This is a genomic window from Devosia sp. RR2S18, assembly GCF_030177755.1.
Classification (GTDB): Bacteria; Pseudomonadota; Alphaproteobacteria; order Rhizobiales; family Devosiaceae; genus Devosia; species Devosia rhizosphaerae.
This window is the reverse complement of the sequence record NZ_CP126539.1, coordinates 3,292,579-3,316,193: the sequence shown is the minus strand read 5'-3', so window position 1 is coordinate 3,316,193 and position 23,615 is coordinate 3,292,579. Positions and strand designations below refer to the sequence as shown.

The window sequence follows — 23,615 nt, the reverse complement described above, 5'->3', positions numbered from 1 at the left end:
CGCACTTTTGGGGACTTCAGATGACCGATCGCCCGTCTCACTTGGACCCACGGAACTCGTTCCAGGGCCTGATCCTGACGCTGCAGAATTTCTGGGCGGCGCAGGGCTGCGTCATCCTGCAGCCCTATGACATGCAGATGGGAGCCGGTACCTTCCACACCGCCACCACCTTGCGGGCACTCGGGCCCAAGCCCTGGAAAGCCGCCTATGTGCAGCCCTCGCGCCGTCCGACCGACGGCCGCTATGGCGAAAATCCCAACCGACTGCAGCATTATTACCAGTTCCAGGTGATCCTAAAGCCATCCCCCGCCAACATTCAGGAGTTGTACCTCCAGTCGCTGGCCGAAATCGGCCTCGACTCCAAGCTCCACGATATCCGCTTCGTGGAGGACGATTGGGAAAGTCCCACGCTGGGTGCCTGGGGGCTGGGCTGGGAATGCTGGTGCGACGGCATGGAGGTCAGCCAGTTCACCTATTTCCAGCAGGTCGCCGGCTTTGAATGCGCGCCGGTGCCCGGGGAGATCACCTATGGTCTCGAGCGCCTCGCCATGTATGTGCAGGGCGTCGAAAACGTCTATGACCTCAATTTCAACGGCGGCCAGGGCGGCGACAAGGTCAGTTATGGCGATGTCTTCCTGCAGAACGAGCAGGAATCCTCGAAATACAATTTCGAAGTCGCCGATACCGAAATCCTCTTCCGCCACTTCGCCGATGCGGAAAAGGAATGCCGCGCCATCTTGGAAAAGGGCGCCGAGGGCAATCGCCAGTCCATGGCCATTCCCGCCTACGAGCAGGTCATCAAGGCCTCGCACAATTTCAACCTGCTCGATGCGCGCGGCGTGATTTCGGTCACCGAGCGGCAGAGCTATATCTTGCGTATTCGCGAGCTGGCCAAAGCCTGCGGCGAAGCCTGGTTGCAGACGGCGGGTGGCGGCGCCGAATAGGCGCAGCATCATCATTGCTTTGCGCGCGGGGCAGTGTAACTGTCCCCCGTTCACTCGTGGGCTTGAGGGAGTTTCCACTTATGATCGGCTGGATCATTCTGGGCGTCGTGGTCGTCGCTGCGCTCTACGCCATTGCCATCTACAATGGCTTGGTCAAGAAGCGGCAGATGGTCGAGGAGGGGTGGTCCGGCATCGACGTGCAGCTCAAGCGCCGCACCGATCTCATTCCCAACCTGCTCGAGACGGTCATAGGCTATATGAGCCATGAGCGCGAGACCCTCGAGGCCGTCACCAATGCGCGCGCCAATGCCACGGCCGCGGCCAATGGCACGCCCGAGCAGCGGGCCGCCGCCGAGGGCCAGCTCTCCTCCGCCCTGGGACGCCTTATCGCGACGGCCGAATCCTATCCTGACCTCAAGGCCAACACGACCTTCCTCGAATTCCAGGAAGCGCTGCAAACCGTCGAGGACGAGATCCAGATGTCGCGCCGCTACTACAATGGTGCCGTGCGCAATCTCAACGTGCAGGTGGAGAGCTTCCCGTCCAACCTCGTGGCCAATGGCTTTGGCTTCCACAAAGCGCAGTATTTCGAGCTTGAGAACGAAGCCGAACGGGCGGTGCCCACCGTCAAGTTCTCGTAAAACGCATGCGCCTCTTGCGCCTGCTCGCGGCCCTCGTTGCCGTTCTTCTACTCGCCCTGCCAACACTGGCGCGTGAGGAAATCCGCGCCTTTGGCAGCGACGTGGCCCTGCGCACCGATGGGTCGGTCGAGGTGATCGAAACCATCGACGTCAATGCCGAAGGCGTCGATATCCGCCGAGGCATTTATCGCGATATCCCTACTGTCATGGCTGCGCCCGACGGCGGCAAGATCCGCGCGGGCCTGGATGTCCTTTCGGTAACGCGCGAGGGTGAGCCGGAGACCTACCGCGTCGAGCGCATGGGCAATTTCCAGCGCATCTGGATTGGCGACCCTGACCGGCTCCTCAGCCGAGGCGAGCACCGCTACGTGGTCACCTACACCATGAGCCGCATGGGCCGCTTCTTCGACAACCATGACGAACTCTATTGGAATGCCACCGGCAATTACTGGATCTTCCCAATTGTCCGCTCGGTCGCGCGGGTCACTCTGCCCCAAGGCGCCGTCATCGAAGATCTAGTAGCCTATACCGGCGAGGTCGGATCGACAGAGCAGGCCGTAACCATCACCCGCACTGCCGACAACCAGGCGACCTTCCGTACGGAACGGGCGCTCGCCGCAGGGGAGGGGATGAGCTTTGCCGTTGCCTTCCAGAAGGACTTACTCGTCCCGCCGAGCGGCTTTGCAGCCTTCCTGATCTGGCTGTCCGACGCTCGTGACATCTTCCTGCCGATCCTCGGCGTGGCGCTGGTGCTCGCCTACAATCTCTCTGCCTGGCATGCCGTAGGCCGCGATCCGGCCAAAGGCACCATCATTCCACTATTCTATCCCCCACAAGGGTTCTCCCCGGCTCTGACGCACTATGTGCACAAATGGGGGTTCGAGAAGTCTGGCTGGACAGCCTTCACCGCGGCCCTGTTTTCGCTCGGCACCAAGGGGCTGGTGACGATCGACAATCCGGGTGAGGCGCTGTCGGTCGCCGCAACCGGCAAGCAGCCAGATGACCCGCTGCCGGTAGGGGAGCGCATATTGTTCGATTATGTCACTGCGCAGGGCCGTGTGGATGTGAACAAGGCGACCGGTACTGAGCTCAACAGGAAGCGCGGTGAGTTCGTCGCCGCCATCGAGGGGGAAAACCGCAAGACCTGGTTCCGCAAGAACACCGGCTTTGCCGTCTTGGGCTTCCTGCTTGCCATCCTCATCCTCTTCGCCATGGTGGCTTTCGACGTGCTAGACCCCGTCTGGCTAATCGTCGCCGTGGTTATCGGCATCTTGCTGGCGCTGTTTGGCACTGCATTGGGCAGTTTCTGGCGCGGAAATGCCTTCCAGAAGGTGTTTACGGCGATCTGGGTCTCGGTGCTGGGTTTCAACTTCCTGGGTGGTGGCCTCGAGCTCTTCACCAGCGTCCAGATCAACACGGCCGCTATCGCCGCGACCTCCATTGTTCTCATCACTGTGGGCTTTGCGGTGTTGATGCGTGCGCCAACCATTCAGGGCCGCAAGGTCATGGACGAGATTGAGGGGTTCAAGCTTTATCTCGAAACGGCTGAGAAGGAGCGCCTCAACATCATCGACGAGCCGCCGCTGACGGTCGAGCGTTTCGAAGCCATCCTGCCCTACGCCATTGCTCTGGGGGTCGAAAAGCCCTGGAGCGAGCACTTCGAAGCCGAATTATCGCGCAATGCCAACGACGACCAGCAGGCGCCCAGCTATCGGCCGCGCTGGTATTCGGGCTCCGGCTCCTTCTCGTCGGCCCGCTTGCCTGCCGCCATATCGGCCGCTGCCGCAGGCATGTCTGCGGCCATGATTGCCGCCCAGCCCGTGCAGGCCAGTTCGTCCGGCTTCAGCAGCGGCGGAGGCGGTGGAGGTGGCGGCTTCTCCGGCGGGGGCGGTGGTGGCGGTGGCGGGGGCGGCTGGTAGACCCTTCCGCATGGACATCACCGTCACCTCACGCTAAGCAAGCCGCGCCTCAAACCAGGTCTCGCCCAATGCCCGAACTGCTGCTCGAACTTTTTTCCGAGGAAATTCCGGCCCGCTTTCAGCGCCGCGCCGCCGAGGACCTCAAGAAAGCTGTCACCAATGCGCTGGTCGATGCGGGTCTGGTCTATGAAGGCGCCAAGGCCTTCGCCACGCCGCGTCGCCTGGCGCTGACCGTCAGCGGTCTGCCGGTGCGTTCACCGGACACGCGCGAGCAGAAGAAGGGTCCCAAGGTCGGCGCCCCGCAGGCGGCAATCGATGGCTTTCTCCGCTCAGCGGGGCTGACCTCGATCGATCAGGCCAAGGTCGACAGTGATCCCAAGAAGGGCGACTTCTACGTCGCCAACATCGACAAGCCGGGCGCCGATGCCATTGCCCTGCTTTCTGGCATTCTTCCCAAGGTCCTGACCGACTTTCCCTGGGCCAAGTCGATGCGTTGGGGCAGCGGCAGCTTCAACTGGGTTCGGCCGCTCCGCGCCATTACGGCCACGTTCGGCAGCGAGAACGAGGAGCCGGTTGTTGTCCCCTTTGACTCCAACGAACTGAAGTCGGGGCAGACCACATTCGGCCACCGTTTCCTGGCGCCCGAGCCAATCACTGTGAAACGGTTCGATGACTACGTGACGGCGCTTGAGCGCGCCAAGGTGGTGCTCGATCTCGACCGCCGCAAGGACATTATCCGTTCCGATGCCGAGCATCTCGCCTTTGCCCAGGGCCTCTCGATCATCGCGGACGAGGGACTATTGGAAGAAGTGGCAGGGCTCGTTGAATGGCCCGTGGTGATGATGGGATCTTTCGATCCCGATTTCCTCAAGCTCCCCGAGGAAGTCATCATCGCCACTATCCGCGCCAACCAGAAGTGTTTCTGCCTGCGTGATGCCGCCGGCAAGCTGGCGCCTAACTTCATCATCACCTCCAACAATGTGGCGCTGGATGGTGGTGCAGTGATCGTCGCGGGCAATGAGCGCGTTATTCGCGCCCGGCTCAGCGACGCAGTGTTCTTCTACAACAATGATCTGGCCCTGCCGCTCGAGCATGGCCTGCCCAAGCTCGAGGACACAATCTTCCATGCCAAGCTTGGCACCCAGTTCGCCCGGGTTGAGCGGCTCGTGAAGCTTGCGGGCGAAATCGCCCCGCAAGTTGGCGCCGATCCCGAGCGTGCCCGCCGCGCTGCGATGCTTGCCAAGGCAGATCTCGTGACTGGCATGGTGGGCGAGTTCCCTGAGCTACAGGGGCTGATGGGGCGCTATTATGCCACCGCACAAGGTGAGCCGGACGACATCGCCAATGCCATCGAGCAGCACTACCGTCCGCTCGGTCCGACCGACCGGGTGCCGACCGATCCGGTAGCCATTGCCGTGGCATTGGCCGACAAACTCGATCTCCTCACCGGCTTCTGGGCCATAGACGAGAAGCCGACCGGCTCGCGCGATCCATTCGCCTTGCGCCGGGCGGCACTGGGCGTCATCCGCATCATCGCGGAAAACGGGCTGAAGCTGCCGCTGCAGGTCGACCCAGATCTGCTCGCCTTCTTCCACGACCGGCTGAAGGTCTCGCTGCGCGATGCCGGTGCCCGCCACGATCTTGTGGACGCGGTGCTCTCGGCCGAGAGCAACGACATTCTCCAGATTACCCAGCGCGCGGATGCGCTCTCCGCACTTTTGTCCTCGCCCGACGGGCAGAACCTGCTCGCGGGCTATCGTCGCGCCGCCAACATTCTGGCGGCCGAGGAGAAGAAGGACGGCAAGGCCTATGTTGGCCCTGTGGATCAGGATTTGTTGCTGCTCCCCGAAGAAAGCGCATTGGCCTTCGCGGTCGACGCCGTGCATGCTGCGGTGGTTAAGCACACGGGCGAGAACGATTACAAGGGCGCCATGAGCGAACTCGCCACGCTGCGAGCGCCGGTCGACGCGTTCTTTGAAGCCGTGCTGGTCAATGATGCCGATGCGGCGATCCGGGCCAACCGGCTGAACCTGTTGGCGCGGCTGCGCGATACCATGCGTCTTGTGGCAGATTTCTCCAGGGTCGCCGGTTAATCGGAACCGGGCGTGACACTTTCCTGCCGCTCGTGCATTGCCTGAGCGGCACAATCGCACCAGGTGAACATTATGAGTGTCGGTCTACTCGCTCTGCTCGACGATGTGGCAGGTCTCATCAAAGTTGCAGCTGCCTCTATCGACGACGTTGCCGGGCAGGCGGCCAAGGCGGGCGTGAAAGCTGCCGGGGCTGTTATCGATGATGCGGCGGTAACGCCCAAATATGTGCACGGCTTTTCCGCTGAGCGCGAGCTCCCCATAGTTGGCCGCATTGCACTTGGATCGATCAAGAACAAAATGATCTTTCTGTTGCCAGCCGCGCTGATCCTGAGCACCTTCCTGCCGTGGCTGATCACCCCGCTCTTGATGATTGGTGGCGCCTATCTTTGCTACGAAGGCGCCGAAAAGGTCTACGAGCTGCTGTTTCCGCACAAGGCGCATGCCCACGAGGCCGCCCTCGAGCCAGTGGCGGTGGATCCCACTACGCTGGAAGATGCCAAGGTGGCCGGTGCCATCAAGACAGATTTCATTCTGTCTGCGGAGATCATGACCATCGCGCTGGCGGCCATTGAAGCTGACAGCATCTGGATGCGGGCGCTGATCCTCGCCGTGGTGGCGGTGGGTATTACAGTCGCCGTCTATGGCGGCGTCGCGCTGATCGTCAAAGCCGACGATTTCGGCGTATGGATGGCCAAGAACGGGAGGACCGGTGCCGGACGTGGCTTCGGACTTGGCATCGTCAAAGCCATGCCGGCCTTCATGCAGGTACTCAGCGTGGTCGGCACGGCCGCAATGATCTGGGTGGGAGGCGGTATCCTGGCTCACGGTTTTTATGAACTGGGCATTGCCGGCCCCGAACACTTCATCGAGCACGCGGCAGAGTGGGCGGCCCACGCTGCGCCCTCCGTTGGTGGCTTTGCAAGTTGGGCAATGACCGCCCTAATCGACGGAATCGGGGGATTGTTTATCGGCGCCCTGCTGATCCCCGTCGCGGCTTACGCAATCGCGCCAGCATGGCGCGCCATCAAGTCCCTGTGGGGCAAGCCGACCAAGACCTTGTCCTAAAGTTCTCACTATGTTCCAGTTGGGCCGATTCGGACGGAGGATTGGCCCATCACCTCTCTCGCGCAGCTCGATACGCTCCCAAGCAACCAGCTCCTGCTCATCGCTATTGCGCTGAGCCTTCTTGCGGTTCTCCTCTCGGCCGTAGCGGCCTTTCGCGGGCGCGGCGGCAGGCAGGATGATCTTCTGCGTCAGGTGCTCGATGGTATGGTCGCCAATCAGGAGCGGTTCGAGCGGTCGGTAAACGACGCCATGGTGCGAGCGCGTGGGGAAAATACCGAATCCGCACGGCATCTGCGCGAAGAGGTCAACGCCTCCATCCGCTCGCTCTCCGAGACTATGAACCTCTCGCTCAATAGTTTCGGCGAACGCTCCCACCAGCAATCTCGGCAGCTCTTCGACATTCAAAAGGAACAGCATGCCAGCTTCGAGCAGCGCGTGCAGGCTTTGACCGAGGCGCATCGCACCGCCAGCGAGACGCTGCGGACCACCATGGATGGCCAGCTTAAGACCCTAAGGGAAGAAAACGGCGCCAAGCTCGAGGCCATGCGCATGACCGTTGACGAGAAGCTGCAGGGTACGCTCGAACAGCGCCTGGGCGAGAGCTTCAAGCTGGTGAGTGAGCGTTTAGATGCCGTTCATAAAGGCCTCGGCGAGATGCAAAATCTCGCCACCGGCGTGGGCGATTTGAAGCGGGTTTTGACCAATGTGAAGGCCCGCGGCTCCTGGGGTGAAGTCCAACTCGGGACCTTGCTCGAGCAAATTCTCACGCCATCGCAATATGTTACCAATGCCGTCATGGCTGAGACCGGCGCCGAGCGTGTCGAGTTCGCCATCGTGCTCCCCGGGGACGACCAGCCCGTCTACCTGCCCATCGACGCCAAATTTCCCATCGAAGACTACGAACGCCTCCAGCACGCCTCCGACGCCGGCGACGTCGAAGCTGTTGAGGCGGCGTCGCGCGCTCTCGAACTGCGGCTCAAGGGGTCAGCCAAAGACATTGCCACGAAGTATGTCCATCCGCCGCGCACGACTGACTTCGCCATCATGTTCCTGCCCACCGAGGGGCTCTACGCCGAGGCGATCAGGCGGCCGGGCCTAGCTGACGAGCTGCAACGCACCCACCGGATCATTATTGCGGGCCCGACGACGCTGACCGCCATTCTTTCAAGCCTGCAGATGGGGTTTCGGACGCTCGCCATCCAGCAGCGCTCCAGCGAAGTCTGGCAGGTACTGGGTGCCGTCAAGGCGGAGTTCGGCAAGTTTGGGGATGTGCTCGGCAGCGTCAAGAAGAAGCTGCAAGAAGCATCGAACCACATTGAAAAGGCGGAGGTGCGCAGCCGCGCGATTGATCGCAGGCTGCGCGACGTGGAGGCGCTGCCCGGCGCCGAAACGCCCACCCTGGTTGATGCTTTGGAAGAGGACTTGGGCTTAGGCGGGGATGATGCCGCGAATGAAAGCACCGTCATCCCGTCGACCTTCCTCCATCGGGCTGGCCGAGGCAGCTAAACCGGCGGCGCCAGCTTCTCGCGCTTCGGCTTGAACGGCGCCATCCCCTCATTGGCGAGCTGGTCAGCACGCTCATTGAGATCATGCCCGTTGTGGCCCTTCACCCAATGCCAGGAAATTTCGTGGCGCTTGGTGGCTTCGTCGAGCGCCTGCCACAACTCGAGATTTTTGACTGGCTTCTTGTCGGCTGTCTTCCAGCCGTTTCGTTTCCAACCATGCATCCAGCTCTGCACGCCGTTCTTCACATACTGGCTGTCGGTGTGGATCTCGACCCTGCATGGGCGCTTCAACGCGTTGAGCGCTTCGATGGCAGCTGTCAGTTCCATCTTGTTGTTGGTGGTCAGCGCCTCGCCGCCGCTCAACTCCTTGCGGTGCTCGCCGAACTGGAGGATGGCGCCCCAACCGCCCGGACCGGGATTGCCCGAACAGGCGCCATCGGTGTGGATGACAACGGGTTCGCTCAAAGCATCATGCCCTTGTGCAAGATGTGAAACTGGCATGGCTGGCGATGGAGTTCCGCCACATGCGTACGCACCATGCCGATCTTCTCCAGCACTCGGAGAGAAGGAGCATTGCGTATATCAGCGAAGCCGAGGAAGTACATCCAGTCCGTCTCTCGGAAAATCCAGTCGCGAAGGGCGCTCGCCGCCTCCGTGGCATAGCCATTGCCGTGGTGCGCTGGAAACATAGCATAGCCGATCTCGGGCTCGCCTCCCGGACCGTGAAGACCGAAGCCCGCGCGCCCGATCATTGCGCCGTCGCTTTTGCGCGTCACCCGCAATTTTCCCATTCGGTACTTGGCAAAATTGTCGATCCAAAGCGCCACGCGCTCTGCCGCCTTCTCCATGCTCCACGGCGCGCCGTTGCCATCTAGGTAGCGCGAGACGCGCTCATCACCATGCAGTCGCACCAGATCATCTACCTGGTCCATGCGCCAACCCGATAGCGTCAGCCGATCCGTCTCGAGCAGCGTCAACTCGCTCATCGTGCAATGGCGGCTTCAATGGTCCGCAACTCACGCGGTATGTTGAAGGCAATATTTTCCTTGGCGGTGACGCGTGCCTCGACCTTGATGTCGTAGCGCTGCGCGAAAGCTTCGATGACCTCGTCAACCAATTGCTCCGGAGCGGAGGCGCCGGCCGACACGCCGAGCGAGCGAATACCCTCTAGGCGCGTCCAGTCGATTTCGGCTGCGCGATCGACCAGCATCGACACCTTGCAGCCAGAGCGTTCCGCCACTTCGACCAAGCGCAGCGAGTTGGAGGAGTTCGGAGAGCCCACCACGATCATCGCATCGACCTCTGGCGCCACGGCCTTGATGGCCTCCTGTCGGTTCGTGGTCGCGTAGCAGATGTCTTCCTTGTGTGGCCCATTGATTGCGGGAAAGCGCGCCTTGAGTGCGGCGACGATTTCCCGGGTGTCATCGACCGAGAGCGTCGTCTGGGTCACAAACGCCAAGGTGTTCGGGTCGCGGGGCGTAAAAGACTGCGCGTCCGCGACAGTCTCGATCAAGGTGATAGCATCGGGGGGCAATTGCCCCATTGTACCTACCACCTCGGGGTGGCCCTTGTGGCCGATCAGCACGATCTCATGCCCTTCGGCATGATGACGCTGCGCTTCCACATGCACCTTGCTGACCAGTGGACAGGTGGCGTCGAGAAAAAACATGTTGCGACTGCGCGCGTCCGCCGGCACGGACTTGGGTACGCCGTGCGCCGAGAAGACCACGGGAGCATCCGTTTCGGGGATTTCGCTCAGCTCCTCGACAAAAATAGCGCCTTTGTCCCGGAGCCCATCCACCACATATTTGTTGTGAACGATGGCGTGCCGCACATAGACCGGCGCGCCGTATTTCTCGAGTGCAAGCTCGACGATCTGGATCGCTCGATCGACGCCAGCGCAGAATCCGCGCGGGGCGCATAGCAGAATGTCTAGATGTGGCCGCTTTTCCATATGAGATCAGATGCTTTCGGGGCAGGAGCAAGTCAAGTCTTGTTGCAGCCCGTCGGGCGCGTAGGCATTATGCGCTCACAATTATGGCAAGGACTTAGCGGTGAGTTTGGCGCAAGAAATGTTCGCGATTGCCCCGGCGGTGGGGAAGGCGAACCTATCAGCCAGCCAGCTCAAGCTTTTGGCGGGCAAGGCCAGGTGGATATTCCGAGTGGGCGAGGCGGGTTTCCCCACCATTGCGACCATCGCGCTGACCCGAGCCGCATGGGAGGGTTTGCAGGCGGAGCGCAGTCGCAAGGATGCCAAGCTCCGCAGCCACTGGATCGCTTGCCTCTATAAACTCGTCGGGAAAAGCGCCAAGGCGCCTCTGCTCGTGGTGCGAACCTCCGCTGGCAATCACAATGGCGGCTTGATGCCGGCCAAACTCGGCATCCCGGCACCGGCAAATTCGGAGGACTCCGTCGACCCCTCGCGACCATTGGCCAAGGCCATCAAGAACGCGTTCGAGAGCTACGGCTTTGGAAGCACCTGGGGTGGCGCGCGCCAGGATGAAGATCGCGCCAAGCAGATCGTGCTGGTGCAGGTAATGGCCGAAGGCGAGATCGAGCAGTTCATGACGCGCAGCGCGCATACCGGAGCGTTGGGGCCAGCGCCGGTCGACGGTGCTCCGCTCCCAGGGCTGCCGGAGACGGCGGGTGCCCTCGTGGCTCTTCTTGATGCCAAGGCCGGTCGGCACATGTGCTGTACAGTTGCGATCAGCAAAGGGGAGGCGCAGTTTGTTTCCGCCCGCCCTGCTCAGGTCTCTCCCGCCGCCGAACTCGAAGCCGCCGTGGATCGGGTGCGACGCACTGTCTGGACGGCGCAGAACGCGGTTTCGCGAGTCGACCCCGCGCGCCTCGCGCAGTTGCTTCATCCGCGGCTTAGCGAAGTGGGCGCTGCCGCGCCCATTGCTGTCGGCCTGGGGGTGTCGCCTGGCGCGGCAAGCGGCATTGTTGTCTTCACGCCCGAAGATGCGGCGCGGCAGCGCGCCCGGGGCAAGCACTGTATCTTGGTGGTCAATGAGACAGGGCCTGCCGACATTGACGGCATGAAGGCGGCCACAGGCATTCTTACCGCTCGCGGCGGCATGTCGAGCCATGCGGGGGTTATCGCCAGGATTACGGGCAAGCCTTGCGTTGCAGGGGTGCGGACGCTCTCAGTCAACGCGGGAGAAATGGTCTGCCGCATTGGTGATCGTGAGTTTCGCATGGGTGACCGGCTGACCATAGATGGCAGCGATGGTTCGGTTTATGCCGACGCCTTGCCCCTGGCGCAGCCGCATATCGGGGGCGCAATCGGAACCCTCTTGGGCTGGTCGGATGCGAGCCGAAGTGTCGACGTCCGCACCAATGTGGAGACGGTCGAGTCCGCGCAGACGGCCCTCAGTTTTGGTGCCGAGGGTATCGGTCTGGCGCGCTCCGAACACATGTTTTTCTCGCCCGAGCGCATGGTGGCGCTGCGCCGGGTCATCCTCAGCGAAGACGAGGAGGACCGCAGCCGCGCTATCAATGGCTTGGTTGATTACCAAACCGGCGATTACGCTGCGCTCTTTTCGACCATGAAGGGTTTGCCGGTTACAGTGCGGTTGTTCGACCCGCCGTTACACGAGTTTCTGCCTCGGACAGACGAGGAAATTGAGGAGACCGCAGCCTCTCTGGGCCTTGCGGTACGTGCGCTACGCCTGCGACTGGAGCGGATTGCCGAGATCAACCCGATGCTTGGACATCGCGGCGTACGGCTGGCAATCACCTATCCAGAAATTCTGCAGATGCAGATGCAGGCGGTGATGGCTGGGGCACGCGCTGCCAGCGAGGGTCTGACGACCCCGGTAGAAGTGGAAGTCATGGTCCCCTTCGTTTCCACGGCCAGCGAAGTGGCCTGGGTTCGCAACCGGGTGGATGCGGTCGTTGAAAATTCGGGTTTGACGCGCTCGGGACGCGTCAACTTCTCCTTCGGCACCATGATCGAGCTGCCGCGCGCGTGCCTGCGCGCCGGGGAAATAGCTAATCTGGTGGATTTTTTCTCCTTCGGCACTAATGATTTAACCCAAACGACCTTTGGTATTTCGCGAGACGATGCGCCCACGTTCCTGGCCGCCTATCAGCGCAAAAACATCTATGAGCGTGATCCGTTCGTTACCATTGACGAGAAAGGTGTGGGCGAGATGATCGCCATCGCCATTGAGCGGGGCAGGGCCACCAAGCCTAACCTTAAGATTGGTATCTGCGGCGAGCACGCCGGCGACCCTGCGTCACTTCGGTTCTTTGCGGGATTGGGCGTCGACTATGTCAGTTGCTCCCCGTATCGTGTGCCGGTGGCAAGGCTGACCCTGGCCCAGATGGCCGCTTAATTGGTCCGCAACAGTTCCTATCTAGAGAAACAGGGTTCGGTTGCTGGACCGGATGAGGAGACGAATAGACAGTGAGATATCTGACCGGTCTGGCGCTCCTGCCCTTGTTTTTCGTGCCAGTACCAACTGTTCTTGCCCAGCCCAACGGAGTGGCGTGCGCCACAATCGAAGCCGATGCGCAGCGACTTGCCTGTTATGACGAGATTTTCCGTCCTGGCGGCGAGATACCAATATCTGACGGCGTCGTCCTTCCCTCCGAGCAATTGATCCCGGCACGTCCGAGCGGACGCGCGCCGGCGACCCTGACCGTTGCCTGCGAAGCTGGCACGCTCAATGTGGAGTTCGCATTCGCCGGGAATGAGCTCTCTGCTTCAGGGCGCGATGCCGGTATTTCCCTGCAGTACGATCTTCAGCGCAGCCGCAGTCGGACATTGCCGGTCAACGATACCAATACAGCCTTGGTCATTAATGGCACCCCAGAGACGCTTGAATTTCTGAGCGGCCTTGTGGGAACAACCAATCTCACTGCGCGGGTGACACCCATCAATTCGCGCTCGCTGACGGTTCGCTTCCGCCTCAACGACTTCCTCGATCGCGTTGCCCCAGTGCGGACCGCCTGCGGGGCCTAGGTGCGGCATATTTGCCGCATCACGTTTCTGCCTGCTCTGCGCCTTTTTTCGTTCATGGCGCTGCCAGATTTGCTGTTTACTCGCTGCTAACCCTAATCAGACATCATTTCGACTGTCGGCATTTTAGCGTCACTTTTGCCGGTCAGTTGTTGTGTTGCGTTGAGTTGAGTTGAGTAGTGTTTATGGCCCATTCCCACCGGCCGGCGTCCGTGCGCCCGGCTAGAGCGGTTCGACCAGGATTTCCCTTCGCCAGAGTGCTGGCCGCGGGGCTATTCACTGCCCTGAGCTATGCGGCCCTGACCAGCGGGGTGCTCGATCCCGCTTCCGAACAGGCCGCTGTGCTGACCGCCCAGGCTGAGGTGGTCGAAGCTAAGCTCTCCTTTGCGGGCCCTGATCCCGTGATTACGGGGTCCGTTGATCATCTGTTCAAGGCAGCTGGATTCACCGGTCCGAACCGGGCCGAGAAGACAGATCGCATCCGCCCGCAGGTAGACGTCTTGGCACTTTCCCGCAGCTTCGACGAAGCGCGAGTGCAACTCGCCGCATTGCGCGCTGGACCTGCAGACGCACCGGAACTGGGGCAGTCTCGCATCGCCGATGTTGCCATTGAGGGACCCGCCGCCAACGAGGATGGGCCGCGGATGTCGGTTGCCAGCATCAATCCGACGGCAGCGGCAGCCCTCGACGCTATTGCCGGCATCGCGCCGACAAACCCGCTTAACGAGAATCCCATCCCGGCGCTGGCTTCCGAGCAATTGGCCTATGCACGCGCCAATGCGCCGCAAACCGGCGCTTACTCGGAGATCAAGCCGCTCAAGGTGTCCGACAAGGAGCTTTGGTGCCTGGCGACGGCGATTTATTTCGAAGCACGTGGCGAGGTTTATCGCGGGCAGGTTGCAGTGGCGCAGGTTGTGCTCAACCGCGTCAAGGACCACCGCTATCCAAACACCATCTGCGGCGTCGTTTTCCAGAACCAGAACAAGCGCAACGCTTGCCAGTTCTCCTTTGCCTGCGATGGCATTCCGGAGACGATCGCCGACCGCAAGTCCTGGGCTCAAGCGGAGGACATCGCGGAGCGCTTTGTTGATGGTCAGCTCTATCTAACCGAAGTGGCCGACGCGACGCACTACCATGCCACCTATGTCAGCCCGGCATGGGCCCCCCGCATGGAGAAGCTCACCCAAGTCGGGCTGCACGTCTTCTATAAGTTCAAGCGTGGCTGGCTCTTTGGCTAGTCAGCATACATTGTAGCCGCGTCCGGAAACGCAGGTCTGGTTGCCCCAACGCGTGACCGCATTTTCGCCGGAGCGGAAACGGAGGAATTGCCTGGCAGCGCTACCGCTAAACGCCTGCCAGCTGCCGTTGCTCAACAGGGCGAATTGGTTGGCAACCGGCTGCGGTTCGACCGAGATGCCCGCATATTGGACATGGTCGGAGAACATGGCGTCGGTGGAATAGGTCCCTGTGGCGGTCGTCGTGATGGTCACGTAGCTGACGCGGCCAGCCTCAACCTTCTTGACCCGTGTGGTTGAGAGCGGGTCGGTCGCCACCCAGTCCTCGTGCTCGACGTGGTAATCCTCGCCTTGGAAGCGGACCAGGTTGGCGGGGTCGAAGGCTGGTGCGGCCATTTCGGTGTCGTCGCCCAGCGCCGGCAGCACCATGCCCGGCCCGGTTGCGGCCAGGGCGGTGGCGCAGATTGCACCAATGGTCATCCCAAGGAGCATGTGGCGATCTGGCAGGTTCATGGTTTCTTGTCCCGTTTTGAAGCGGTGCCGTCTGGCGGGTTAACGCATCAGAAACCATAGGGAGCCCGGACGGGCAAAGTTAACTTCTTCTAAAGGTTAACGGAACTTGTCAAATTGCGATGGCTTCGAAGCTCGCGATGAACCGGTCATGAGCCTCACGCGTGGGCCAGGGGCGGATCAGACGGTCGAATTGCTCGACGTCAAAAGCTGGGACGCTGGGTTCGCCGAAGAACTTGCGGGCTTCGGATTCGGCGAAGCCGGCCAGATGAAGGGCTTCGAAATACGCCGCTTCCCGGTCGGCCTTTTTGATCTGCCGAGACAGGGTGGCGCTGGGTGCCGCTGGGAGGGAGAACCTCAGGTAAATAGCTGATAGTAGACGGTTTTCGACGTCCTTGTAGTTGCCGCCCATGGCGGCCTTGAACGGCGAGATGATGTCGCCCATGACGTATTCCGGGGCGTCGTGGAGCAGCGCTTGAAGCTGCGAGATGGGGTCGCTGTCGGGCTGGTGGGCCCGGAAGAGTTCGAGCACGAGAACCGAGTGTTGGGCGACCGAGAAGGGGTAGTCTCCCTGGGTCTGGCCGTTCCAGCGCGCCACGCGCGCGAGCCCGTGGGCAATGTCGGACAACTCGACGTCCATGGGCGAGGGATCGAGAATATCGAGACGACGGCCAGACAGCATGCGCTGCCAAGCACGTGCACTGAGCCGCGCCATATGTGCCCCAAAACTGTTCCCGGACTGATGTACGGCGACGCTACTCTTCGGCTACCGATTCGCCAAATTTGTATGTTGCCCAAGCAGGAAGCGTGAGCGTAACAGCTTGATCGGACACGGTAACAGCAGCAGGATCGGTGATGCGGTCGAGACGGAGGATGGCAATTGCCTGGCCCTCGACGACCTGGCCGATTGTACCAGCTTCCCGACCACCGCTGATAAGTGCGGTGCCGCTCGGCGCCTGGACGCCTGAGACGATCACCGGCCGACGGCGAGCGGTGCCGCGATGTTTCATGCGGCTGACCACCTCCTGGCCGACATAGCAGCCTTTGGAGAAGTCGATGCCGTCAGCCAGATCCATGCCGATGTCGTGGGCGAAAGTATCGTTAGCGGGAAAGTCATTGCCCTGGTGGGCAATGCCAGCCGCGATGCGTGTTGTCTGATAGGCGGTGTCGTCCTGCACCCAACCTGCACTGGCTTCAGCCGGCGCGACAACGCGCCAGCCCAGTTGCACCGGGCCCAGGCGATCCTTGTGAGCAATCGTGCCGGGCGCGGCATCGGGTGAGAAGCCGACACAGTGGCTCTCCCGCAAATCAGCGATGTCGACCTTGGCCCGCAACCGATACATCTTCATGCGTTTGAAGAAATCATCGGCCACCGACTGATGCACATCGAGCCACAGGGCGTCATCCGCCCAACCAGCAAGCCCTTCTGCAAGTATCTTGCCTTGCGGGGACAGCAGGGCCCACCAGACAGCCATCTCATCCGCCCGCGCAGGAATATGGCCCGTCACCACGTCGTTGAGGAGTCGGTGGGCTTCGGGACCGGAAAAGCGGAAGAGAGCACGGTCAGCGCGCAGGACGGTGGCCATCAGGCACTCCAAAACAGAGGTTCCCGCGGTCGCGGGGATCACCCGGAGGGTGGGATGGACAGGCAAGCCCAGTAGCTTTTAGAACCGGGCGCAGTGAACCGAGCCGGGACCCGAAACATGGCGCAGTACGACACGATTTTCAAGAACGCCACGGTGGTCAACCAGGACGGCGAGGGATTGGCTGATATCGCGGTGCGCGATGGCCGGATCGCTGCCATTGGGTCGGTGGGAGCGGCCGCTGCTGAAGTGGTGGACTGCAAGGGGCTCCACATCCTGCCCGGGGTCATCGATACGCAGGTGCACTTCCGCGAGCCAGGCCTGACGCACAAGGAAGACCTTGAGTCGGGCTCATTGTCGGCTGTGATGGGCGGTGTGACCGGGGTCTTCGAGATGCCCAACACCAATCCGCTGACGACGAGCCGCGAGACCTTCGAAGCCAAGATTGCGGCCGGCACCAATCGCATGCATTGCGACTTCGCCTTCTATATCGGCGGTACGCATGAGAATGTCGGCGAGTTGGCGGAACTCGAGAGGCTGCCTGGTTGCGCGGGGATCAAGGTCTTCATGGGCTCATCCACCGGCTCGCTGCTGGTGGCGGATGACAATGGCGTGGAAGCCATCCTACGCGCCATTTCCCGGCGTGCCGCCTTTCATTCGGAAGACGAATACATGCTGGAGGAGCGAAAGGATTTGCGGGTGCCGGGCGACCCGTCCAGCCACCCGGTCTGGCGCTCGCCGGAAGTGGCACTGAGCTGCACCGAACGCCTTGTCGGGCTTGCCCGCAAGACCGGTAAGCGCATCCATGTGCTTCATATCTCCACAGGTGAGGAGATCGCCTATCTCGCCGACCACAAGGACGTGGCGAGCGTCGAGGTGACGCCGCATCATTTGACGCTGGATGAAACGGCCTATGAGCGGCTGGGCACCTATGCCCAGATGAACCCGCCGGTCCGTGACAAGGCGCATCGCGAAGCAATCTGGGGCGGGGTGGCCAGCGGCGTCGCCGACATCTTGGGCTCTGACCATGCCCCGCATACCCGCGAGGAAAAGGACCATCCCTATCCGGCCTCGCATTCGGGGATGACTGGCGTTCAGACGCTGGTGCCGATCATGCTGGATCATGTGAATGCAGGTCGGCTGAGCCTGCAGCGCTTTGTCGATATGACCAGTGCTGGCCCCAACCGGCTGTTCGGAATCGCGCGCAAGGGACGGGTTGCTGTCGGGTACGATGCGGATTTCACGATAGTCGATCTCAAGCGACGCGAGACGATTACCAATGACTGGGTCAAGAGCCGTGCCGGCTGGACGCCCTATGATGGGGTGACGGTAACGGGCTGGCCAGTGGGCACGATCGTCCGCGGGCGGACGGTGATGTGGCAGGGGGAACTGGTGACCCCATCCGTTGGGCAGCCGATGCGGTTCCTCGAAGCGCTGCCGGCGCGGTAGGGAACAGGGGTTCCCGCTTTCGCGGGAATGACACCGGTGGTGCAGGAAGGTCTAGGCGGCTTACTGCAGTACGCGGTCGAGATTGTATTCGCCCGAGCGGATGCGGTCGGGCAGCATGGACATGAGCTCGGCGGTGGCTTCATCGCCATGCATTTTCACAAAGGTGGCAAGGGCGGCAAAGAGCGAGGCGTGAGCCAGGGCTGCCGTCTGGACGCCGTCTTCCTCCGCGTCGTTCCAGGCATCGGCGAGATATTCAAGCGCGAGCTGGCGCTCGCCATGATCGCGGTCGAAGGAGGTAGCCCCTGCGGAGGGCCGGAACGTGGTTTTTGTAGCAGACATGACCGATGGGGTAACACGGCCACACACTGGAGGGGCATGGGAAATGACCCAAAGGTTAACAGTCGATAGACATTTTGAACGGACTGGCTGTTATTCCGCAAAGCGTGTGTGAATGTCCCGCGCCGTCTGCGCTGCCTCGGCCAAAAGGCGGGTCAGGGCCTCACGCGCCGACGGGGTGCAGGCGCGGTGGAACCGCGCATAGGCGGTGTAGCCGGTGTTGAAGGCGCCCGCGAGGCGCTGTCGGCGATCGTCATCGGGTTCGTCGAGGTCGATCAACTCGGCCATCTGGGTCCGCCAGTCCTGTCCCGCGCTCTCACACAAGGGCTGGAGGAAATACAGGCTGCCCATGATCTCGGCCAAACGCTCCATTTGCCGCTGATAGGGCGGGTCAATGGCCCAGGCTGCACTCGTGCTGCACAAGAAGGCCAGGGCAATGGCGATGGTCTTTAGCTGTCGCAAACTATTCTTCCGCTTCGGTGCCCCAGGGCTCTCTATCAGCTTTGCCCCAGCACTGCGAAGGCCTTCGCAAGGACGTCATCGAGGCGGCTGGTGGTGCGCAGCGCCGGAAGGGCATCGCGCGACATCCATTTGTGGTCAGATATCTCGTGAGAGGGCCGAATGGTTCCCGAGAAGTCAAAGCTGGCGAATACGGCCAGCCGGTATTCGGCATCGCGACCCAGCGACTGCACCAGAACGGGACGCAAATTGCGCACCTGAATGCTCAACTCCTCGGCCACCTCGCGCGCGGCGCAGTCCTCAATGGTTTCGCCGGGCTCAGCCCGGCCGCCGGGCAAAGTCCACAGATGCTGGTAAGGCGCATAGGCGCGCTTAATCAGGAGCACCTTGTCATTGCGGATGAGCGCGACGCTCGCAGCGTTGGGTATGTCGGTCACGAGGAAGGTCCGTTTGCGATTCGGCTGGCGGCACATTACCTCTAGCCCAGAACGAAGGAGACGCCCATGTGCGGCCGCTATGCGTCCACGCTTCCGCCCGAGCAGATGGCCGAACTGTTCAAGCTGCTCAACCAGCTTGAGATGGTGCCGCGCTACAATATCGCGCCCACTCAGCCGGTCGTCGCCATCTGGGAGGAAGCGGCTCGGCGGGAGGCGCACTTCGCCCGCTGGGGGCTGGTGCCACGTTGGGTGAAGGACCCGCGGGAGTTCCCCTTGCTCGTCAATGCAAGGGTCGAGACCATGGCCGAAAAGCCGGCCTTTCGCGACGCGCTCAAGCATGGTCGCTGCATCATCCCGGCGAGTGGCTATTATGAATGGCACACCGGGCCCGACAAGAAAAAACAGCCCTATTACATCACCCATGCCGATGGCCGGCCCATGGCGCTGGCGGGCCTCTATGCCACCTGGGTGGGGCCTGAGGGCGAAGAGATCGACAGCATCGCCACAATCACCGTACCGGCCAACCAGCAGCTTTCGGAGGTGCATGACCGCATGCCGGCAATCCTGGAGGGCGATGCCATCGAGCAGTGGCTCGATGTGCGCAGCGTCAGCGCCAGGCACGCCAACCAGTTGGCCCTGCCGCTCGAAGATGGAGCGCTCAAGTTCCACCCGGTCTCGACGCGGGTCAATTCAGCCCGAGATGATGATCCGGGTTTGGTCGAGCCGGTGGCCCTGGAGAAGCCGGAGCCGCCGCAGCCGAGAAAGAAGGTGGCGGGCGGCGGCGCGCAGATGGATTTGTTTTAGAGACTTACCTCCGATGAGACTGTGGGAGCGGATGAAACTGCAGCAGAAGCGGCAGCCGCTACACCCCGATGCCGAAATAGCCGAGCGCATCACCCATGGCGTCTTCCTCGTAGCCGAGATGGGAGAGGAGCACGCGCTCAAGCGCCTCATAGACGCCCTTGGCGTCTTCGAAATGGGCGCGGGTCGGGTCGGCGGCGAGGGTGTTGAGAGCGGCAACGAGCCGCTCGAGCAATTCATGCACCACCACATGTTCGGCGCGCAGCCGGTCGGCAATGGCCTTGAAGGCTTCGCCCTGTTCGGCCAGGGCCGGGAAGATTGCATAATCCTCGATGGAATGGTGGGTGTTCACGATCATGCAGTGCTGGCCGCACAGATTGCCGAAGCGGCGGTAATTGGTGACCATGGCGAGGTCACCAGTTTCGGCGGAGATCTCTTCGGGTGAGACCGTGCCGGCCGAGGCGCGCTCGATCAGCTTGCCTAAGGAGGCCATATTGCTGCGCAGATGATCGTGGATCATCTTGAGGTGCTGTCCCGGCGCGCGCTGCGCTTCGGTCAAGCCCTCAAGTTGAGGCGGCTGCGGACGGGTGGCGTCGTCGAGAAACTGGATATCGTCAAGCATGGCGCCTAAATGGGCCAGTGTGCCGCCAGCATCAAGACGGCACAAAAAGGTGACTGGGCTCAACCCAGCATCTTACCCGGATTGAGGATGCCGCGTGGGTCGAGTGCACGCTTTATGGACCCCATCATCTCGAGGGCAACGGGGTCCTTGACCTGGCGCAGCAGGGCGACCTTGAGCTGGCCGATCCCATGTTCGGCCGATACCGAGCCGCCCAGGCGCAGGACGACCTCATAGATTGCCTCGTGCACTTTCTCGTCCCACTCGGCCATGAAGGTCTTGCCGTCAGCACCCACCGGCTGGCTGAAGTTGAAGTGGATATTGCCATCGCCCATGTGGCCGAAGGGGACGGGCCGAATGCCGGGAACAAGCCGTTCGACGGCGGCGCTGCCTTCGGCGATGAGCTGGGGAATGGCGGCGATGGGCACGGATACGTCGTGCTTGATGGACGCGCCTTCCTTGGACTGCACCTCGCTCATCTGCTCGCGGAAGGACCACATGCGGGTGCGATCGGCCAGCGATTCGGCAAAGACGGCATTGGCGATCAGCTCGCGCTCGAAGCCGGTTTCGACCGCAGCTTGCAGGGCGCCCGGCGCGGTGCCGGCCATCCGGGTGATCTCGATTAGGGCGTACCAGGGCGAGGAGCCGGCGGTGGGATCGCGATCGAGCATGCCGTGGCGCAGCTGGAGTTCGAGCCCGATGTCCGGAATGATCTCGAAGGCGTTGAGGCGGCCGCCAAGGCGCTCGCGCAGGAGCTGGAAGAGCTCGAGCGCGGCTTCCGGGCCCGCGATATTGACCAGAGTGGTCTCGTAATCCTCGGGCCTGGGGAAGATCTTGAGCGTAGCCGCTGTAATGATGCCCAGCGTGCCTTCGGCGCCAACCAAGAGATCCTTGAGATCGTATCCAGTATTGTCCTTCTTGAGCGAATTGAGCCCCTGGTAGAGCCGGCCGTCGGCGAGCACGGCTTCAACGCCAATGGTGAGTTCGCGGGCATTGCCATAGGCCAAGACGTTGACGCCGCCGGCATTGGAGGAGAGCACGCCCCCCACGCGGGCCGAGCCTTGCGACGCCAGCCACAGCGGGAACATTGCGCCTTGCGCTTCGGCGGCACGGTGGGCGTTTTCGAGGATCACGCCGGCCTCGGCCGTCATGGTGCCCGCAGCGATGTCGATGCTACGGATGGCATCGAGCCGCGCGAGACTGACGATGACCTCGTCACCCCGCAGCGGGACCTGCGCGCCGACCAGCCCCGTATTGCCGCCCTGGGGAATGAGGCCGACGCCGCTTTCATTGGCCCAGCGGGCGATCGCCTGCACTTGGGCAACCGAGCCTGGGAGGGCGATGGCCGCGGCGGGCGTATGGAAGCGGCGGCGCGGCTCGTTGAGATAGGTGCCCATCTGCGCGCCCTCGCCGATCACCGCATTGGCGCCGAGGAGACTGGTGAGCTGGGCGATGATATCGGCGGGTAAAAGGGGCATGGGAAAACCGCTCCTCAAGAAGGCAGGAAACGGGCGCTGAACTTGCCCGTTACTGGTGGGATGTGCCACAACCGGCCCAACGTTGCCAGCAAGGGATAACAAGAATGACCACTGGATTGATGGCAGGCAAGCGCGGCCTGATCATGGGGCTCGCCAACAATCGCTCCATCGCCTGGGGCATCGCCAAGCAGCTGCACGCCCAAGGCGCCGAAATGGCGTTCTCCTATCAGGGCGAAGCGCTCAAGCGCCGGGTCGAGCCGCTGGCCGCCGAGGTCGGGTCCGATTTCCTGGTCGAGTGCGACGTCACCAACGATGCGGCCATGGACGAAACCTTCCGGCAGATCGAGGAGAAGTGGGGCAAGCTCGACTTCCTCGTCCACGCCATCGGCTTTTCCAACAAGGACGAGCTCGAAGGCCGCTATATCGAGACCAGCGCCGACAATTTCGCGCTGACCATGAACATCTCGGTCTATTCCTTCACCGCCGTCGCCAAGCGCGCCGAAAAGCTGATGAGCGAAGGTGGTTCGCTGCTGACGCTGACTTACTACGGCGCGGCGAAATATGTGCCGAACTACAATGTGATGGGCGTAGCCAAGGCAGCGCTGGAAGCATCGGTGCGCTACCTCGCGGTGGATCTGGGCAAGCAGGGGATTCGCGTCAACGCCATTTCGGCGGGCGCGATCAAGACGCTGGCGGCTTCGGGCATTGCCGGGCTGCGCGATATGCTCCATTGGCAGGAAGCCAATTCGGCGCTGCGCAAGAACGTCTCGATCGACGATGTGGGTGGCGCGGCCACATACCTGCTGTCCGATCTGGCGGGTGGCGTCACCGGCGAAATCCACTACGTTGATGCCGGTTTCAACGTCGTCGGCATGAAGCTGCTCGACGATGCGGCACCACAAGCCGGCCAATAGGCGGGCACAGCGAACGGACCAGATATGACCACGACTTGGCCGGACTTCTACTTCGCCCGCCATGGCGAGACCGACTGGAATCGCGAGCAGCGCTATCAGGGCAGCCGCGATATTCCGCTCAACCGTACCGGCCAGTTGCAGGCGGATGCCAATGGCATCCTGCTGCGGCAGTTGCTAGAGCAGGATGGCGTCAATCCCACCACGCTCAACTGGTTCGCTTCGCCGCTCAGCCGGGCCTCCGAGACCATGGACCGGATGCGCGCGGCCTTCGACGTCGAACTGCCGCCGGTGATCAAGGATAGGCGGCTGATTGAAATCTCCTTCGGCACGCTTGAAGGTCGGCTCCATTCGGAGATCGATCGCGAGCACGCGCGGGCACCCGGCGAGCGGGACGAGAGCTATTGGGGCTTTCGGCCCGAGGGTGGAGAGAACTATGACGACGTGGCGGCGCGTCTGCTCGATTTCGCCCGCGAGCTGACGCATCATTCCGTAGTGGTCGCTCATGGCGGGGTGCTGCGTGTGCTGCGGCACCTGATCGAGGGAACGCCCCGCGCCGAGGTGCTGAACTGGCCACCGCCGCAGGGCGTGGTGGTGCGGTTCATGGGCGGCGGCATGACCCTGCATGCCGCAGAGAACATCTGGGAAGAGATCGACTGATTGA

At 62.1% G+C, this 23,615-nt stretch carries 24 protein-coding genes; 13 read left to right on the top strand and 11 right to left on the bottom strand.

From position 1 onward, the window contains the following. Positions 1-20: 20 nt before the first annotated feature. The 6 genes from QOV41_RS16305 to QOV41_RS16280 all read left to right on the top strand — a co-directional run bounded on the left by QOV41_RS16305 (position 21) and on the right by QOV41_RS16280 (position 8,168). Positions 21-944, top strand: a complete 924-nt coding sequence (locus QOV41_RS16305; protein ID WP_415926727.1) for a glycine--tRNA ligase subunit alpha — start codon at positions 21-23, stop codon at positions 942-944. Between the two features lie 80 nt (positions 945-1,024). Next, positions 1,025-1,585, top strand: a complete 561-nt coding sequence (locus QOV41_RS16300) for a LemA family protein (RefSeq protein ID WP_284577851.1) — start codon at positions 1,025-1,027, stop codon at positions 1,583-1,585. Positions 1,586-1,590: 5 nt separating this feature from the next. Further along, positions 1,591-3,504 carry a DUF2207 domain-containing protein gene (locus tag QOV41_RS16295; RefSeq protein ID WP_284577850.1) on the top strand — a complete coding sequence of 638 codons (1,914 nt, stop codon included), beginning with the start codon at positions 1,591-1,593 and terminating at the stop codon, positions 3,502-3,504. A 68-nt stretch (positions 3,505-3,572) separates the two neighbouring features. Next, positions 3,573-5,597: a glycine--tRNA ligase subunit beta gene (glyS, locus tag QOV41_RS16290; RefSeq protein WP_284577849.1), complete on the top strand. Its 2,025-nt coding sequence runs from the start codon at positions 3,573-3,575 to the stop codon at positions 5,595-5,597. Between the two features lie 72 nt (positions 5,598-5,669). Then, entirely contained in the window at positions 5,670-6,662 is a 993-nt protein-coding gene (locus tag QOV41_RS16285; RefSeq protein ID WP_284577848.1) for a DUF808 domain-containing protein, read from the top strand. 204 nt (positions 6,663-6,866) lie between these two features. Continuing rightward, positions 6,867-8,168 (top strand): DNA recombination protein RmuC, encoded by a 1,302-nt coding sequence (locus tag QOV41_RS16280; protein ID WP_284577847.1) that lies wholly within the window; start codon positions 6,867-6,869, stop codon positions 8,166-8,168. Here QOV41_RS16280 and rnhA read toward each other — a convergent pair. From rnhA to ispH, 3 genes are read right to left on the bottom strand one after another with little or no spacing between them, the layout of a single operon-like run. Next, positions 8,165-8,632 carry a ribonuclease HI gene (gene rnhA, locus QOV41_RS16275; RefSeq protein ID WP_284577846.1) on the bottom strand — a complete coding sequence of 156 codons (468 nt, stop codon included), beginning with the start codon at positions 8,630-8,632 and terminating at the stop codon, positions 8,165-8,167. The genes QOV41_RS16280 and rnhA overlap by 4 nt on opposite strands. After that, positions 8,629-9,153 carry a GNAT family N-acetyltransferase gene (locus QOV41_RS16270; RefSeq protein ID WP_284577845.1) on the bottom strand — a complete coding sequence of 175 codons (525 nt, stop codon included), beginning with the start codon at positions 9,151-9,153 and terminating at the stop codon, positions 8,629-8,631. The genes rnhA and QOV41_RS16270 overlap by 4 nt, the downstream gene beginning before the upstream one ends. Further along, positions 9,150-10,121 (bottom strand): 4-hydroxy-3-methylbut-2-enyl diphosphate reductase, encoded by a 972-nt coding sequence (ispH, locus tag QOV41_RS16265; protein ID WP_284577844.1) that lies wholly within the window; start codon positions 10,119-10,121, stop codon positions 9,150-9,152. Before ispH ends, QOV41_RS16270 begins: the two co-directional genes overlap by 4 nt. Positions 10,122-10,221: 100 nt before the next feature. On the opposite strand from ispH, the gene QOV41_RS16260 reads away from it, so the two are divergent. The 3 genes from QOV41_RS16260 to QOV41_RS16250 all read left to right on the top strand — a co-directional run bounded on the left by QOV41_RS16260 (position 10,222) and on the right by QOV41_RS16250 (position 14,371). Further along, complete coding sequence (locus QOV41_RS16260; protein ID WP_284577843.1) at positions 10,222-12,507, top strand: putative PEP-binding protein; 2,286 nt, start codon at positions 10,222-10,224, stop codon at positions 12,505-12,507. Between the two features lie 71 nt (positions 12,508-12,578). Then, a complete protein-coding gene (locus tag QOV41_RS16255; RefSeq protein ID WP_284577842.1) occupies positions 12,579-13,136 on the top strand; it encodes a hypothetical protein in 558 nt (185 codons plus the stop codon). Positions 13,137-13,318: 182 nt separating this feature from the next. Further along, the gene (locus tag QOV41_RS16250; RefSeq protein ID WP_284577841.1) at positions 13,319-14,371 is read left to right on the top strand and encodes a cell wall hydrolase; all 1,053 of its coding nucleotides are present in this window, start codon (positions 13,319-13,321) and stop codon (positions 14,369-14,371) included. Here QOV41_RS16250 and QOV41_RS16245 read toward each other — a convergent pair whose 3' ends face one another. From QOV41_RS16245 to ygfZ, 3 genes are all read right to left on the bottom strand, one after another. After that, positions 14,372-14,881: a hypothetical protein gene (locus tag QOV41_RS16245; RefSeq protein WP_284577840.1), complete on the bottom strand. Its 510-nt coding sequence runs from the start codon at positions 14,879-14,881 to the stop codon at positions 14,372-14,374. Positions 14,882-14,990: 109 nt separating this feature from the next. Then, complete coding sequence (locus tag QOV41_RS16240; RefSeq protein ID WP_284577839.1) at positions 14,991-15,593, bottom strand: HD family hydrolase; 603 nt, start codon at positions 15,591-15,593, stop codon at positions 14,991-14,993. A 40-nt stretch (positions 15,594-15,633) separates the two neighbouring features. Continuing rightward, positions 15,634-16,464 (bottom strand): CAF17-like 4Fe-4S cluster assembly/insertion protein YgfZ, encoded by an 831-nt coding sequence (gene ygfZ, locus QOV41_RS16235; protein ID WP_284577838.1) that lies wholly within the window; start codon positions 16,462-16,464, stop codon positions 15,634-15,636. Positions 16,465-16,557: 93 nt separating this feature from the next. On the opposite strand from ygfZ, the gene QOV41_RS16230 reads away from it, so the two are divergent. After that, positions 16,558-17,910 (top strand): dihydroorotase, encoded by a 1,353-nt coding sequence (locus tag QOV41_RS16230; RefSeq protein ID WP_284577837.1) that lies wholly within the window; start codon positions 16,558-16,560, stop codon positions 17,908-17,910. Positions 17,911-17,970: 60 nt separating this feature from the next. Here the strand turns inward: QOV41_RS16230 and QOV41_RS16225 are convergent, their stop codons facing one another. The 3 genes from QOV41_RS16225 to QOV41_RS16215 all read right to left on the bottom strand — a co-directional run bounded on the left by QOV41_RS16225 (position 17,971) and on the right by QOV41_RS16215 (position 19,142). Then, positions 17,971-18,249: a hypothetical protein gene (locus QOV41_RS16225; RefSeq protein ID WP_284577836.1), complete on the bottom strand. Its 279-nt coding sequence runs from the start codon at positions 18,247-18,249 to the stop codon at positions 17,971-17,973. 90 nt (positions 18,250-18,339) lie between these two features. Beyond that, positions 18,340-18,708 (bottom strand): TIGR02301 family protein, encoded by a 369-nt coding sequence (locus QOV41_RS16220; RefSeq protein ID WP_284577835.1) that lies wholly within the window; start codon positions 18,706-18,708, stop codon positions 18,340-18,342. Positions 18,709-18,743: 35 nt separating this feature from the next. After that, positions 18,744-19,142 carry an NUDIX hydrolase gene (locus QOV41_RS16215; protein WP_284577834.1) on the bottom strand — a complete coding sequence of 133 codons (399 nt, stop codon included), beginning with the start codon at positions 19,140-19,142 and terminating at the stop codon, positions 18,744-18,746. A 66-nt stretch (positions 19,143-19,208) separates the two neighbouring features. Here QOV41_RS16215 and QOV41_RS16210 point away from each other — a divergent pair, with 66 nt between their 5' ends. Beyond that, positions 19,209-19,946 carry an SOS response-associated peptidase gene (locus tag QOV41_RS16210; RefSeq protein WP_284577833.1) on the top strand — a complete coding sequence of 246 codons (738 nt, stop codon included), beginning with the start codon at positions 19,209-19,211 and terminating at the stop codon, positions 19,944-19,946. Between the two features lie 58 nt (positions 19,947-20,004). On the opposite strand, the gene QOV41_RS16205 is transcribed toward QOV41_RS16210, so the two are convergent. Further along, a complete protein-coding gene (locus tag QOV41_RS16205) occupies positions 20,005-20,628 on the bottom strand; it encodes a hemerythrin domain-containing protein (protein ID WP_284577832.1) in 624 nt (207 codons plus the stop codon). Next, positions 20,625-22,040: an FAD-binding oxidoreductase gene (locus tag QOV41_RS16200; RefSeq protein ID WP_284577831.1), complete on the bottom strand. Its 1,416-nt coding sequence runs from the start codon at positions 22,038-22,040 to the stop codon at positions 20,625-20,627. Before QOV41_RS16200 ends, QOV41_RS16205 begins: the two co-directional genes overlap by 4 nt. Before the next feature lie 104 nt (positions 22,041-22,144). Here QOV41_RS16200 and fabI point away from each other — a divergent pair, with 104 nt between their 5' ends. Further along, a complete protein-coding gene (fabI, locus tag QOV41_RS16195; RefSeq protein WP_284577830.1) occupies positions 22,145-22,954 on the top strand; it encodes an enoyl-ACP reductase FabI in 810 nt (269 codons plus the stop codon). A 24-nt stretch (positions 22,955-22,978) separates the two neighbouring features. Further along, positions 22,979-23,611 (top strand): histidine phosphatase family protein, encoded by a 633-nt coding sequence (locus QOV41_RS16190; RefSeq protein ID WP_284577829.1) that lies wholly within the window; start codon positions 22,979-22,981, stop codon positions 23,609-23,611. Positions 23,612-23,615 lie beyond the last annotated feature (4 nt).

Coding starts and splice junctions, on each gene's coding strand:
- QOV41_RS16305 (WP_415926727.1), top strand. CDS start 21: ATGACCGATCGCCCGTCTCACTTGGACCCACGGAACTCGTTCCAGGGC.
- QOV41_RS16300 (WP_284577851.1), top strand. CDS start 1,025: ATGATCGGCTGGATCATTCTGGGCGTCGTGGTCGTCGCTGCGCTCTAC.
- QOV41_RS16295 (WP_284577850.1), top strand. CDS start 1,591: ATGCGCCTCTTGCGCCTGCTCGCGGCCCTCGTTGCCGTTCTTCTACTC.
- glyS (WP_284577849.1), top strand. CDS start 3,573: ATGCCCGAACTGCTGCTCGAACTTTTTTCCGAGGAAATTCCGGCCCGC.
- QOV41_RS16285 (WP_284577848.1), top strand. CDS start 5,670: ATGAGTGTCGGTCTACTCGCTCTGCTCGACGATGTGGCAGGTCTCATC.
- QOV41_RS16280 (WP_284577847.1), top strand. CDS start 6,867: ATGGTCGCCAATCAGGAGCGGTTCGAGCGGTCGGTAAACGACGCCATG.
- QOV41_RS16270 (WP_284577845.1), bottom strand. CDS start 9,153: ATGAGCGAGTTGACGCTGCTCGAGACGGATCGGCTGACGCTATCGGGT.
- ispH (WP_284577844.1), bottom strand. CDS start 10,121: ATGGAAAAGCGGCCACATCTAGACATTCTGCTATGCGCCCCGCGCGGA.
- QOV41_RS16250 (WP_284577841.1), top strand. CDS start 13,319: ATGGCCCATTCCCACCGGCCGGCGTCCGTGCGCCCGGCTAGAGCGGTT.
- QOV41_RS16245 (WP_284577840.1), bottom strand. CDS start 14,881: ATGAACCTGCCAGATCGCCACATGCTCCTTGGGATGACCATTGGTGCA.
- QOV41_RS16240 (WP_284577839.1), bottom strand. CDS start 15,593: ATGGCGCGGCTCAGTGCACGTGCTTGGCAGCGCATGCTGTCTGGCCGT.
- ygfZ (WP_284577838.1), bottom strand. CDS start 16,464: ATGGCCACCGTCCTGCGCGCTGACCGTGCTCTCTTCCGCTTTTCCGGT.
- QOV41_RS16225 (WP_284577836.1), bottom strand. CDS start 18,249: ATGTCTGCTACAAAAACCACGTTCCGGCCCTCCGCAGGGGCTACCTCC.
- QOV41_RS16210 (WP_284577833.1), top strand. CDS start 19,209: ATGTGCGGCCGCTATGCGTCCACGCTTCCGCCCGAGCAGATGGCCGAA.
- QOV41_RS16200 (WP_284577831.1), bottom strand. CDS start 22,040: ATGCCCCTTTTACCCGCCGATATCATCGCCCAGCTCACCAGTCTCCTC.
- fabI (WP_284577830.1), top strand. CDS start 22,145: ATGACCACTGGATTGATGGCAGGCAAGCGCGGCCTGATCATGGGGCTC.
- QOV41_RS16190 (WP_284577829.1), top strand. CDS start 22,979: ATGACCACGACTTGGCCGGACTTCTACTTCGCCCGCCATGGCGAGACC.